This is a genomic window from Micromonospora sp. DT43, from assembly GCF_049841645.1.
Taxonomy (GTDB): Bacteria; Actinomycetota; Actinomycetes; order Mycobacteriales; family Micromonosporaceae; genus Micromonospora.
The window spans coordinates 286023-298274 of record NZ_JBNCKR010000004.1; the positions used below are offsets into that span (position 1 = coordinate 286023).

Genomic DNA, 12252 nt, shown 5'->3' on the forward strand with positions numbered 1-12252 from the left:
CCGCAGCATAGCGGCTGTGGATGCGACCGGACCAGCCGGCGGGGGATGGCTACGCTGACCGCATGGCCGACACCCCGCCCGGTGCACCCCTGCCGTCGTCGCCGCCCGCGCCCGCCGATCCGGCTGTCGTCGCGGCGCCCCGGATGCCGCCGCGCCGACTGAACTGGCTGCGGTTCCTGGTGCTGGCCGGGGTGGTGCTGCTCATCGCCTCGTGCGCGGTCTTCATGGTCTTCACGCTCGGCCACTCGCTCGGTGTGCAGGCCCTGCTGGTCGGGGTGGTCGCTGCGATCCTGCCAGTGCCGGTGCTGATCGCCTGCTTCCTGTGGCTCGACCGCTACGAGCCGGAACCGCTGAAGTACCTGATCTTCTGCTTCGCCTGGGGCGCGTTCGTCGCCACCGCCGCCTCCCTCAACGTGAACGAGTTCGCCGCCGGGCGGTTCGCCGACTGGGGGCTGCCGTCCGCGCTCACCGGGGTGCTGGTGGCGCCGTTCATCGAGGAGCTGACCAAGGCCCTCGGCCCGATCCTGCTGCTGGTGTTCAGGCGTCGGGAGTGGTCCGGGATCACCGACGGTCTGGTCTACTGCGGGCTCTCCGCGGTCGGTTTCGCCATGGTGGAGAACATCCTCTACCTGGGCGGGTACGGCTACGCGACAGGCGCCGACAGGTACGGCCCGGCGACCGGCGCCCAGCAGGTGATCGCCATCTTCATCGTGCGGATCCTCCTGTTCGGGTTCGCCCATCCGCTCTTCACCTCGATGACGGGTGTGGGGCTCGGTGTCGCCTCACGGTCGGCCGACCGGCGGGTCCGCGTGCTCGCCCCCATCGCCGGCCTGCTGCTGGCGATGATGCTGCACGGCACGTGGAACCTGCTGCCGACGTTGACCCAGGCCACCGGCGAAGCGGTGATCATGCTGTACGGCTTCCTCGGCCTGATGGTGCCCGTGTTCTTCGGCACGGTCGGGCTGGCGCTGTGGCTGCGCGCCTGGGAGGGGCGGCTCACCGAGCGGACACTGCCCGACTACGTGCGTGCCGGCTGGTTGAGCCCGCCCGAGGTGGCCGCGCTGAGCAGCCTCGGCCGCCGGCACGCGGCCCGCAGCTGGGCACGCCGGGTCGCCGGCGACGCGGGGGTACGGGCGATGCGCGGATATCAGCTCGCCGCGACGCGGCTGGCCCTGCTGCGCGACGGGACGCTGCGTGGTCTGGACCGTAAGCCGGCCGACCGGGAGCGGGCGGTCGCCGAGGAACGGCAACTGCTGGAGGCGATCACCGCGCACCGGTCGTTCTTCGTGGGGCGTGACCCGCAGGCGCCGGTAGGCGTCTGGGACGGTAGTCAATACCACCTGCGCTTCCCGGACGGTACGTCTCGGCCGGTCGCCGCGCCCGACGAGCCGGTGGTGCCGATTCCGGTGGTGCTGGCCCCGCCGCCGCCCCCCGTGGGTTACGCGCCGCCCGGCTGGCCCGGCCTGCGCCCCGCGGCGCCCTGGCCGCCCGGCCACTCCTGACGGCGGTCGGCGGTGCTCAGGTCATCAGGGTGGTGAGGAAGTCGCCGAGGCCCTGGAACATCGCCATCAGCGCCGCCCCGATCGCCTTGAACATCTGCGCGGCGCCGTCCGGCCGGAACGCCACGAAGTAGATCAGGAACGCGACGCTTCCCCAGGTGAGCAGCTTCTTCACGAATACCGGCATCGTCCCTCCCCAGGGCCACGGTCGCCGGCTGGCTTCCCGCGCCACGGGCTGGCAAACGGCGCGACGGCGCCCGCCGAGTGTGTCGGAGCCGGGGGAGGTGGGTCAGAGATAGAGGCCTGTGGAGTCGTTGTCGACCCGTTCGGCGGCCACGGCGTGCACGTCGCGCTCCCGCAGCAGCACGTACCCGCGGCCGTGCAGTTCGACCTCGGAACGGTCGTCCGGGTCGAAGAGCACCCGGTCGCCGGAGACGATGGCACGGACGTTCGGCCCCACGCCGACGGCGGTGGCCCACGCGAGGCGCTTGCCGACCTGGGCCGTCGCCGGGATGACGATGCCCGCGGAGGAGCGGCGCTCGCCCTCGCTGCCGTCCATCCGTACCAGCACGCGGTCGTGCAGCAGGCGGATCGGCAGGCCGGAGTCGAAATCCTGGTCGGCGGTCACGGGGCAGACGCTACCGTGTCGCCGACGGCCGTCCGCCGGTGGTTACGCCCGGGGTGGTCTGGGCATTGTGTGGCGGAACTGCCCTACGGTGTCGGGAACGGACGTATGCTGTCCGACCTGTCGCCGTGGGCCGACGACTCTTCTGCCAGGAGGTGCGCTTGAGCCGCTTCGAGCGGGTACGCGGGCGGCTGCGCCGCGCCTACCGGTCAGGACAGGAGTCGGTTCGCGCAGCCGAGGAGACACCGAGCGACGCGCCGGAGCCCCTGGGCCTGGCCTCGCCCGCCGTTCCGGGGCCGATCGCCCCGCCGAGCGCCACTGTCGTCGGTGCCGAATCCCAGGCGGACCTGCACACCTCGACTTCCAGCCGGGACGACGCGGACGTGCCGCACGGGCTGCGGATCGCCGCCGCGTGGTGCTGGCGGCTGATCGTGATCGGCGTGGTGGCCTGGGCGCTGCTCCGGATCGTCGGCACGATCAGCATCGTGATCATCCCGCTGGCCATCGCGCTGCTGCTCTCGGCGCTGCTCGCGCCGGCGGTGGGCTGGCTGCTGCGGGCCCGACTGCCCCGGTCGTTGGCGACGGCAGTGGTGCTGGTCGGCGGCCTGGTGGGTGTCATCGGCACGCTGACCCTCGTCGTCAACGAGTTCATCCAGGGCGTGCCGGAGCTGAGCGAGAAGTCGTCGCAGGGTGTCCGGCAGATCCAGGACTGGCTCAAGACCGGCCCGCTGCACCTCTCCGACACCCAGCTCGACCGCTACATCGACGAGGCGCAGGCCTGGATCAACGACAACACCTCGCGGTTCACCAGCGGCGCGCTGAGCACGGCCGCGACGCTGGCGGAGGTGCTGACCGGCACTCTGCTGGTGCTCTTCGCGACGTTCTTCTTCCTGCGCGACGGCGCCCGGATCTGGCGCTTCCTGGTCCGACTGCTGCCGGTGGCCGCCCGGTGGAAGGTCGACGACGCCGGCCGCGCCTCCTGGCACACGCTGGGCGCCTACGTCCGGGCGACGGTGCTTGTCGCCTTCATCGACGCCGTCGGCATCGGCATCGCCCTGGTCGTCTTCAAGATCCCGTTCGCGTTCCCGCTGGCCGCGCTGGTGTTCCTCGGTGCGTTCATCCCGATCGTCGGCGCGGCGCTCTCCGGCGGCGTGGCGGTGCTTGTGGCACTCGTCGACAGCGGCCCGGTCACCGCGTTGATCATCCTGGGCGCGGTGATCGTCGTGCAGCAGGTCGAGGGGCACATCCTCCAGCCCCTCATCATGGGCCGGGCGGTGGCCATCCACCCGCTCGGGGTGATCATCGGGATCGCGGCCGGCGTGGTGCTCGCGGGCATCACGGGCGCGCTGGTCTCGGTGCCGCTGATCGCGGTGTTGAACACCGCCATACGCCGACTGGCCGCCCGTGCGGTCCCGGACACTCCACCCGACGCCGTGGTCGTCGCCTCGCAGGCCCCCTGACCCGCGCGGTCAGGTGGTGGCGAGGCGTTGCAGGGCGCCCCGGGCGACCTCGGGGCGTGTCGTGTACCAGAAGGGCGGCAGCGAGCGGCGTAGGAACGGCCCGTAGCCGCGGGCCGTCTCCAGCCGTGAGTCGAGCACCGCGACGACTCCCTTGTCGCCGGTGGCCCGGATCAGCCGCCCCACGCCCTGCGCCAGCCGGACCGCCGCGATCGGCACGCTGACCGCGGCGAAGCCGGAGCCGCCGCCCGCGTCCACGGCCGCGGCGCGCGCCGCCGCGAGGGGTTCGTCCGGCCGGGGGAAGGGCAGCCTGTCGATGACCACGAGCTGACAGGCGTCGCCCGGCACGTCCACCCCCTGCCAGAGCGACATCACCCCGAACAGGCAGCTCGACCGCTCCTCGCGGAAACGGCGGACCAGCAGTGGCAGCGCCTCCTCGCCCTGGAGCAACACCGGCAGGTCGGTCCGCGCGCGCAGCAGCTCCGCCGCCTGCTGCGCGGCCCGCCGGGAGGAGAAGAGCCCGAGAGTACGACCACCGAGCGCCTCGACGAGCCCGAGCAGCTCCTCGCCGGCCGGGTCGGGCAGCCCGGAGACGCTGGGCCGGGGGAGGTGCGCGGCGACGTACAGGATGCCCTGCCGGGCGTAGTCGAACGGGGAGCCCACGTCCAGCGAGCGCCAGCCCGGCCCCTCGGTCGCCGGCACGACGGACCCCGGGTTGGTGTCGCCGGCGAGCCGGCGGCCGGGCGCCTCGGCGACCGGGCGGCCCGGGGCGGTGCGGGCGGCCTGCGCGGCGGCGGCCGGGGACGGCGGCGCGGGTGGCGGCGCGTCCAGGCCGAGGGCGCGGGCCACCGTGTCGAACCGGCCGCCGAGCGCCAGGGTGGCCGAGGTGGCGACCACCGTGCGTTCGTCGTACAGGTGGGTGGCGAGGGTGCCGGCCACCGACAGGGGCGCGACCACGAGGGCACGCCGGCTGCCGCTGTCGTTCTTCTCCACCCAGGCCACGTCGTGGTCGGCCTCTTCGAGGAGCCGCTGGGCGGTCGTGGAGAGGTCGTCCAGCGCGGCCTTGGCCTGCTGCTTACGGACGGGGTCGGGATCGTCGGACTTGACCTCGCCGATCGCGTCCAGGGCGGTGCGGGTGGCCGCGTCGAGCAGCGTGCACGCCTCCCGCAGCGGCGACGGCAGGCCGGCGGTGAGTCGACCGGCAGGGGCCTCGGCCAGCCCGACGGCGAGGGCGTCACCGGCGGCGGTGAGCGCGTCGGCGGTCTCCGGCCGCAGCAGCGTACGGGCCCGCCGGGTGGTCCGGTCGATCAGCTCGGGCACCAGCTCGGCCTGGGCGGCCGAGGAGACCCGGTCGGCCAGCTCGTGCGCCTCGTCGACGATGAGCAGCTTGTGCGGCGGGACGATGTGCCTGTCGGCAAGCATGTCGACAGCGAGGAGGCTGTGGTTGGTCACCACGATGTCGGCCTCGCGGGCGCGGGCCCGGGACGCCTCGGCGAAGCACTCCGCGCCGAACGGGCAGCGCGTCGCGCCGACGCACTCCCGCGACGGCATGGAGACCAGCCGCCAGGCCTGGTCGTCGACGCCCGGGTCCAGTTCGTCGCGGTCGCCGGTGTCGGTCTTCTCGGCCCAGTCGCGCAGCCGCTCGATCTGCTTGCCCAGCCGGCCCGCCTCGCCGAGCCACTTCGTCCCGCCGCCGGGGCGGGCGGCCGGGGCGTCGAAGAGGGTGTCCTCCGGCTCGTCAGCTGTGGAGTTGTCCAGCCGGGCCAGGCAGAGGTAGTGGTGCCGGCCCTTCAGCACCGCGAACGTGGGCCGGCGGCCGAGCAGCGGCTCGACGGCGTCGGCCAGCCGGGGCAGGTCGTGGTCGACGAGCTGGGACTGCAACGCAAGCGTGGCCGTGGAGACGACCACCGGGCCGTCCACGGTCAGGGCCGGCGCGAGGTAGGCCAGTGACTTGCCGGTGCCGGTGCCGGCCTGCACGAGCAGGTGCTCGCCGCTTGTCACGCACTCCTCGATGGCTGTCGTCATCTGCTGCTGACCGGGCCGCGCCGTGCCGCCGGGGACCGCGCCGACCGCCGCCGCGAGCAGCTCCGTGCCGCTGGGCCGGGCACCCCGCCGCCGACCCTTGGCACGGGCCGACGGGGTGGCGGAACCGGTGGCGGTGCGGGGCGGAGTCACCGTGCGACGGTACCCGCCGCCGCCGACAGCGACCGCGCCCATCCGCCCGCGTGGCGCGGACCACCCATCGACCCCGCTGGTGCACCCTGTCCGGTTACGGCTGTGCTACGACGCGTGGGCAGTATCGGTTAGGGTGCGAATCATGCCGAGCGACGTGGTCCGAGTGATCTACCGCAAGTACGACGGCAGCGCGCACCGTGACTACCCGGCCCGTCGCCTCGCGGAGGACGACCTCGGCGTCTGGCTCGGCGTCCCGTTCGGCACCGAGTCGGTCTACCACGGCCGACCGTCCGTGGAGAAGATCCCCTTTGTCCTGCTGGTGCCGCATCACGCCTGGTGGACGGGGATGTTCAACCCGCCGCCGCGCACCAGCGAGGTCTACTGCGACATCGCCACCCCGGCCCGCTGGGAGTCCGACGACACCGTCCACCTGATCGACCTCGACCTGGACGTGGTCCGGCGACGGGCGACCGGCCTGGTGGAACTGCTCGACGAGGACGAGTTCGCCGAGCACCGGGTCCGTTTCGGTTACCCGCAGGACGTGGTGGCCGAGGCCGAGGCGGCGGCCCAGTGGCTGTACGGCGCGCTCGGCGACGGCACCGAGCCGTTCGCCACGTCGTACCGCAAGTGGTTGGCCCTGGTGGTCTGAGCCCGCGCGGGCTCACCAGCGCGGCGGCCACCAGTCGTCGTCGCCCAGCGGCGGCAGGTCGGCCAGCTTCTCCGGGTTGAGCTGGTTGAAGATGCCGGTGATCAGGCCGCCGTCGACAGCGAACGCGGTGACCAGCCGGATCGGCCGTCCGTCGCTGTGTGTCATCTCCAGGTGCAGGCCGAGGACGCCGTCGACAAGCACCGGGCGGGCCCGCATCCGTTGCGCGTACCGCCCGGTCCGGCCGAAGAGGCCGAGCGTGAAGCGGCCCACCGTGTCCGCGCCGACCACCGGCCGGCGTGCCGTCGGGAAGTGCCCGCCCGAGTCGCCGACGAGGACCACGTCCGGGGCGAGCACCCGCAGCAGCGGATCCAGCTCGCCGGACTCGGTGGCGGCCACGAACGCCGCGAGGACGCGCCGCTGCTCGGCTGGGTCGGCTGTGTGCCGGGGCGCGTCCGGTGCGGTGACGGCCCGCCGGGCCCGGGAGGCGAGCTGCCGTGCGGCCACCTCGCTGGTGCCCAGGACGCTCGCCACCCGGGCGAACGGCACCGCGAAGACGTCGTGCAGCACGAGCGCGAGCCGCTGCTCGGGCGCGAGCCGTTCCAGCATCACCCGCAGCGCCGTGCCGACCTGGTCGGTGCGGACCGCGCGTTCGGCGGGGTCGGGGGCGTACCCGCCGGTGGGCGGCCCGCCGTCCAGCGGGCCCACTACCGGCTCCGGGAGCCACTGCCCGGGGTACGCCTCGCGGCGGACCCGCGCCGAGCGCAGGACGTCCAGGCAGAGTCGGGCGCAGGTGGTGGTCAACCACGCGGAGAGATCGCGGATCTCGGCGCGGGCTTCCGGGTCGGTGAGCGCCCCGGCGTAGCGCAGCCAGGTCTCCTGCACCGCGTCCTCGGCCTCGCTGCGGCTGCCCAGCATCCGGTGGGCCACCGCGAGCAGACGGCCCCGCTCGGCCTCGAACTCCGTCGCCAGGTCCTGCACGACCCACCACCCTCCCCCGTACCGCCATGTGCCCTGGCGTACATCCTCCAACCAACCGGACGCGCCGGCGGCCCCGGACGTGACGGCGGAGCGGGCGGGCTGGGCGGGCCCTGGTGGGCCTCGGCGGGCGGATGGCCGGCGGGTGGGCGATGATCCGAGGATGAGCACACCCCAGCAAGGGCGGATCGTGGCACCGGATGGCGGGTCGGTGCGAGAGCTGTTGCGGGTCACCGCGCCGGTGGATCTCGCCGCGATCGATCCACGGTCCACGCCCGGCCTGCCCGCGAAGGAGATGGGCGGGGAGCGCCGCAAGGCGTGGGCCCGTGCGCAGGTGGAGCTGGTCGGCGAGGAGCTGGGCCGGCAGCAGGAGATGCTCTTCGCGATGGCCAAGGCCGGCTCGGCGCGGCCGCCGCACCGGGTGCTGCTGGTGCTCCAGGCGATGGACTGCGGCGGCAAGGACGGCACGATCAAGCGGGTGGCCGGCGCGATGAACCCGCTGGGTCTGCACATCCGCTCGTTCGGTCCGCCGACCCCGCAGGAGCTGCGGCACGACTTCCTGTGGCGGATCCGTCGGGCGCTGCCGCCGCCGGGGTACGTGGGGATGTTCAACCGCTCGCACTACGAGGACGTGTTGATCGCCCGGGTCGGGTCGTTGGTGCCGAAGGCGACCTGGCGGGCCCGCTACGACCAGATCAACTCCTTCGAGCGGGAGCTGGTCGACGACGGCGTGACAGTGCTCAAGGTGATGCTGCACATCTCCTACGCGGAGCAGGGCGAGCGGCTGCTGGACCGGCTCACCGACCCGCGGAAGCACTGGAAGTACAACCCGTCGGACATCGACTCCCGCTCGCACTGGGACGACTACCAGGCCGCGTACGCCGAGGCGTTGAGCCGGTGCACGACGGACGCCGCGCCGTGGTTCGTGGTGCCGGCGGACCGCAAATGGTATCGGGACTGGGCGGTGTCCCACCTGCTGCGAGAGACGTTCGACACGCTTGATCTGGGGTATCCGCCTGCCGATTTCGACGTGGCGCGCGAGCGCGAGCGGTTGGCCGCTGGGGGAGCGGGGACGGTTGGGACGCCCGAGATGAACAGCAGGTGAACGAGCGGTGAATGTCGCCTGGCCAGGGGTGGGCCGGCGAATTCACGGTTCTGGCGTTTCCTAGCATTCACCGAGCGGACGCCTGCGGACGCCGCCACCCTTCCACCGACGCGACGAGGTCTGTGCTGTGAAGTTTTCCTTCCGCCCCACCGAGGGCGCCTTCTACGAGCTCTTCACCAGGGCCGCGCAGAACCTGGTCCGGGGCACCGCGCTGTTGAACGAGCTGGCCCTGCCCGGTGTCGACGTGCAGTCGGTAAGTGAGCGGCTGACCGAGGTCGAGCACGACAGCGACCAGATCACGCATGATCTCTACAAGAAGATCAACTCGACCTTCATCACGCCGTTCGACCGGGAGGACATCTACCGGCTCGGCTCGCTGCTCGACGACGTGATGGACCACCTGGAGGCGGTCGGCGACCTGCTCTACCTGTACGGGCTGACCGAGCTGCCGGCGCTTCCCCGGGAGCTGCACGAGATGGTCAACGTGCTGGACCAGCAGGCCAAGCTGACGGCCGAGGCGATGCCACGGCTGCAGTCGATGAAGGATCTCGAGGACTACTGGATCGAGTGCAACCGGCTGGAGAACGAGGGCGACCGGATCAACCGGCAGCTGCTCGTCCGCCTCTTCTCGGGTGAGTACGACGCGTTGACCGTGCTGAAGATGAAGGAGGTCGCCGACGAGCTGGAAGCCGCCTGCGACGCCTTCGAGCACGTGGCCAACACGGTCGAGACCATCGCGGTCAAGGAGTCCTGAGCCGGTGACACCCGAACTCATCGCCGTGCTGGCGGTGATCGTCGCCGCCATGGCGTTCGACTACACGAACGGCTTCCATGACGCGGCGAACGCGATCGCCACAAGCGTCTCCACCCGGGCGTTGACACCCCGGCTCGCCCTGCTGCTGGCCGCGGTCGGCAACTTCATCGGCGCGCACTTCGGCGCCGGGGTGGCCAAGACCGTCGGTGACGGCCTGGTCACGCTCCCGACCGGCGTGGGCAGCCTCGGCGTGGTCTTCGCCGGTGTGCTGGGCGCCATCGCCTGGAACCTGATCACCTGGTACTTCGGCTTGCCGTCGTCCTCCTCGCACGCCCTCTTCGGTGGCCTGGTCGGCGCGACCCTGCTGTCCGCGGGCGGCGTGGTGCAGTGGGCCACCATCGGCGAGAAGGTCATCCTGCCGATGGTGCTCTCCCCGATCGTCGGTCTCACCCTCGGCTACCTGCTGATGCTGGCCATCCTCTGGCTGTTCCGGAAGGGGCAGCCGGGCAAGCTCAACAGGGGTTTCCGCTGGGCGCAGACCGTGTCGGCGGCTGCCATGTCCGTCGGCCACGGCATGCAGGACGCCGCGAAGACCATGGGCATCATCGTGTTGGCGCTCTACACCGGCCACTTCCAGGACGACAAGACGCACATCCCGGGCTGGGTGTTCTGGACCTCCGCGACGATGCTGGCGCTCGGCACCTACTCGGGCGGCTGGCGGATCATCCGTACCCTCGGCCGCAAGATCATCGACCTCGGTCCTCCGGAGGGCTTCGCCGCCGAGACGGTGGCCAGCGCGGTGCTCTACTTCAACGCCCTGGTGCTGAAGGCGCCGATCTCCACGACCCACACGATCACCTCGGCGATCATGGGTGTCGGCGCGACCAAGCGCCTCTCCGCGGTTCGCTGGAACGTCGCCGGCAACATCGTGATCGCCTGGATCATCACCTTCCCGGCGGCCGCGCTTATCGCCTGCGTCGCCTACCTGCTGGTCCGGCCGCTCTTCGGCTGACAGGTCCCCGCACGCAGGAAGGCCCCCGGACCGGGGGCCTTCCTGCGTTCACTCGTACCGCACGCCGATCTGCTCGCGGATCGTGTCCAGCAGGGTCATCACCTCAAGCGTCGTGGTGTGCGGCACCAGCGGGCTCTCGGTCAGCCCGGCGTCCAGGCAGCGCTGCACCTCGATCGCCTCGTACTGGTAGCCGTTGCCGGCCTCCTCGGCGGAGATCGTCTCGGGCGCGAAGCCGTCCCGGTGCAGGGTCACCGAACCCGGCCGGAAGAACGGCTCCGGCAGGTCGATGCGGCCCGCGCTGCCGGTGATCGAGGCGGACAGCTCGCTCGCCCCGACCATGCCGCAGCTCAGCGTGGCCACCGCCCCGCTGTCGTACCCGAACAGGATGCCTGTGTTCTCGTCGGTCCCCTCCGGGCCCAGGTGCGCCCAGGAGCGGACGTGCTGCGGCACGCCCAGCAGCAGGTGGGCCAGGCTGATCGGGTAGATCCCGAGGTCGAGCAGCGCGCCCCCGCCCAGCGCCGGGTTGCGCATCCGGTGCTCCGGCGGGAACGGCCCGGCCACCCCGAAATCGGCCCGGACGGTACGCAGCGTGCCGATGGCCCCCTGTTCGACCAGCTCGACCACCCGCCTGATGATCGGGTTCAGTCGCATCCACATGGCCTCCATCAGGAAGACCCCGGCGTCGCGGGCAGTGTCCACCAGTTCGGTGCTGCTGGCCAGGTCGAGGGTGAACGGCTTCTCCAGCAGCACCGCCCGGCCGGCGGTCAGGCAGGTCATCGCCGCCTCGTGGTGTGCGGCGTGCGGCGTGGCCACGTAGATCACGTCGATCTCCGGGTCGGCGGCCAGCTCCACCCACGAGCCGTACGCGCGCTTCGCGCCGTACGTCTCGGCGAAGCGCTGCGCGCTGTCGGCGGCGCGGGAGCCGACCGCGACCAGTTCGGCGTCCGGCACCAGCCGGAGGTCTTCGGCGAAACGGCTGGCGATGTGGCCAGTGGCCAGGATGCCCCAACGAGTCATGCCGGCACGCTAGCCGAGCCGGGTGAGCCACCGGCCCGCCGACCACCGTTCAGCTCATCCGCCGGGACCTCGCAGGCCCACCAGCAGGTCAGCGTCGGCGGTCCGGGAACTAGGCTCGCGGCATGACGATCGACAGCGCCGGCTTCCCCGCTCCGGCCGCCCTGGTCGAGCACGCCCGCCGCTTCCGGGCCGAGGGCGGCACCCCGGCCACACCGCGGGTCGCCGCCACCGTGTTGCTGCTGCGTCCAACCGACACCGACTTCGAGGTGTACGTCATCCGCCGCGTCGCCGCGATGACCTTCGGCGGGATGTACGCCTTCCCCGGCGGCGGGGTGGACCGCTCCGACTCGGCGGCGCACCTCGACTGGGCCGGTCCCGCGCCGACCGAGTGGGCGGGCCGGCTCGGGGTGGCCCCGGACGCCGCCCAGGCGGTGGTCTGCGCCGCCGCCCGGGAGGTCTTCGAGGAGGCCGGTGTCCTGCTCGCCGGGCCGGACCGGGCGACAGTGGTGGGTGACGTCAGCGGCGACGACTGGGAGGCCGCCCGGCAGGACCTGGAGGGACGCCGGCTGGGCTTCGCGGCGCTGCTCGCCGACCGGCACCTCACGCTGCGATCGGACCTGCTGCTGCCGTGGAGCCGGTGGGTCACCCCGGAGTTCGAGCCGCGCCGCTTCGACACGTACTTCTTCGTTGCCCTGCTGCCGGCGGGACAGCGGACCCGGGACGTCTCCGGGGAGGCCGACCACACCCTGTGGATCCGCCCGGTGGACGCGCTGGCCCGCGCCGAGGCGGGCGAGTTGACCATGCTGCCGCCGACCCTGGTCACCCTGGCCCAGGTGGCGGCCGCAGGGGACCTGGCCGGGGTGGCGAGGGCGGCGGCCGATCGGGACGCCGCCACCCCCATCACCCCACGCCTGGACATCCCGGCCGACGGCGAACCGCGCTTCGTGCTTCGCTGACGGCCGCCGCACCCCTGAAGGTAGCGGC

General features: G+C 72.5%; 12 protein-coding genes. 7 read left to right on the forward strand and 5 right to left on the reverse strand.

What is annotated here, in order from left to right:
- The first annotated feature begins 20 nt into the window (after positions 1 to 20).
- The gene (locus ACLQ26_RS12850; RefSeq protein WP_425744619.1) at positions 21 to 1502 is read left to right on the forward strand and encodes a PrsW family intramembrane metalloprotease; all 1482 of its coding nucleotides are present in this window, start codon (positions 21 to 23) and stop codon (positions 1500 to 1502) included.
- 16 nt (positions 1503 to 1518) lie between these two features.
- Here the strand turns inward: ACLQ26_RS12850 and ACLQ26_RS12855 are convergent, their stop codons facing one another.
- Positions 1519 to 1686, reverse strand: coding sequence for a hypothetical protein (locus ACLQ26_RS12855; RefSeq protein WP_007465801.1), 168 nt, complete (start codon positions 1684 to 1686; stop codon positions 1519 to 1521).
- 102 nt (positions 1687 to 1788) lie between these two features.
- Positions 1789 to 2127: a GroES family chaperonin gene (locus tag ACLQ26_RS12860; RefSeq protein ID WP_425744620.1), complete on the reverse strand. Its 339-nt coding sequence runs from the start codon at positions 2125 to 2127 to the stop codon at positions 1789 to 1791.
- A gap of 158 nt (positions 2128 to 2285) precedes the next feature.
- Between ACLQ26_RS12860 and ACLQ26_RS12865 the strand changes: the two genes are divergently transcribed.
- Positions 2286 to 3584 carry an AI-2E family transporter gene (locus ACLQ26_RS12865; protein ID WP_425744621.1) on the forward strand — a complete coding sequence of 433 codons (1299 nt, stop codon included), beginning with the start codon at positions 2286 to 2288 and terminating at the stop codon, positions 3582 to 3584.
- Positions 3585 to 3593: 9 nt separating this feature from the next.
- Here ACLQ26_RS12865 and ACLQ26_RS12870 read toward each other — a convergent pair whose 3' ends face one another.
- A complete protein-coding gene (locus tag ACLQ26_RS12870) occupies positions 3594 to 5798 on the reverse strand; it encodes an ATP-dependent DNA helicase (protein ID WP_425744622.1) in 2205 nt (734 codons plus the stop codon).
- A 100-nt stretch (positions 5799 to 5898) separates the two neighbouring features.
- Between ACLQ26_RS12870 and ACLQ26_RS12875 the strand changes: the two genes are divergently transcribed.
- Positions 5899 to 6405: a DUF402 domain-containing protein gene (locus ACLQ26_RS12875; RefSeq protein WP_425744623.1), complete on the forward strand. Its 507-nt coding sequence runs from the start codon at positions 5899 to 5901 to the stop codon at positions 6403 to 6405.
- Between the two features lie 12 nt (positions 6406 to 6417).
- On the opposite strand, the gene sigJ is transcribed toward ACLQ26_RS12875, so the two are convergent.
- Positions 6418 to 7383, reverse strand: coding sequence for an RNA polymerase sigma factor SigJ (sigJ, locus tag ACLQ26_RS12880; protein WP_425744624.1), 966 nt, complete (start codon positions 7381 to 7383; stop codon positions 6418 to 6420).
- Positions 7384 to 7543: 160 nt separating this feature from the next.
- On the opposite strand from sigJ, the gene ACLQ26_RS12885 reads away from it, so the two are divergent.
- The 3 genes from ACLQ26_RS12885 (at position 7544) to ACLQ26_RS12895 (ending at position 10251) form a co-directional block, all read left to right on the forward strand.
- Positions 7544 to 8485, forward strand: a complete 942-nt coding sequence (locus ACLQ26_RS12885; RefSeq protein WP_425744625.1) for a PPK2 family polyphosphate kinase — start codon at positions 7544 to 7546, stop codon at positions 8483 to 8485.
- Between the two features lie 127 nt (positions 8486 to 8612).
- Complete coding sequence (locus ACLQ26_RS12890) at positions 8613 to 9239, forward strand: DUF47 domain-containing protein (protein WP_007465788.1); 627 nt, start codon at positions 8613 to 8615, stop codon at positions 9237 to 9239.
- A 4-nt stretch (positions 9240 to 9243) separates the two neighbouring features.
- Positions 9244 to 10251 (forward strand): anion permease, encoded by a 1008-nt coding sequence (locus ACLQ26_RS12895; protein WP_425744626.1) that lies wholly within the window; start codon positions 9244 to 9246, stop codon positions 10249 to 10251.
- A gap of 48 nt (positions 10252 to 10299) precedes the next feature.
- On the opposite strand, the gene ACLQ26_RS12900 is transcribed toward ACLQ26_RS12895, so the two are convergent.
- Complete coding sequence (locus ACLQ26_RS12900) at positions 10300 to 11268, reverse strand: Gfo/Idh/MocA family protein (protein ID WP_425744627.1); 969 nt, start codon at positions 11266 to 11268, stop codon at positions 10300 to 10302.
- A gap of 122 nt (positions 11269 to 11390) precedes the next feature.
- Here ACLQ26_RS12900 and ACLQ26_RS12905 point away from each other — a divergent pair, with 122 nt between their 5' ends.
- Positions 11391 to 12224, forward strand: coding sequence for an NUDIX hydrolase (locus tag ACLQ26_RS12905; protein ID WP_425744628.1), 834 nt, complete (start codon positions 11391 to 11393; stop codon positions 12222 to 12224).
- Positions 12225 to 12252: the final 28 nt, after the last annotated feature.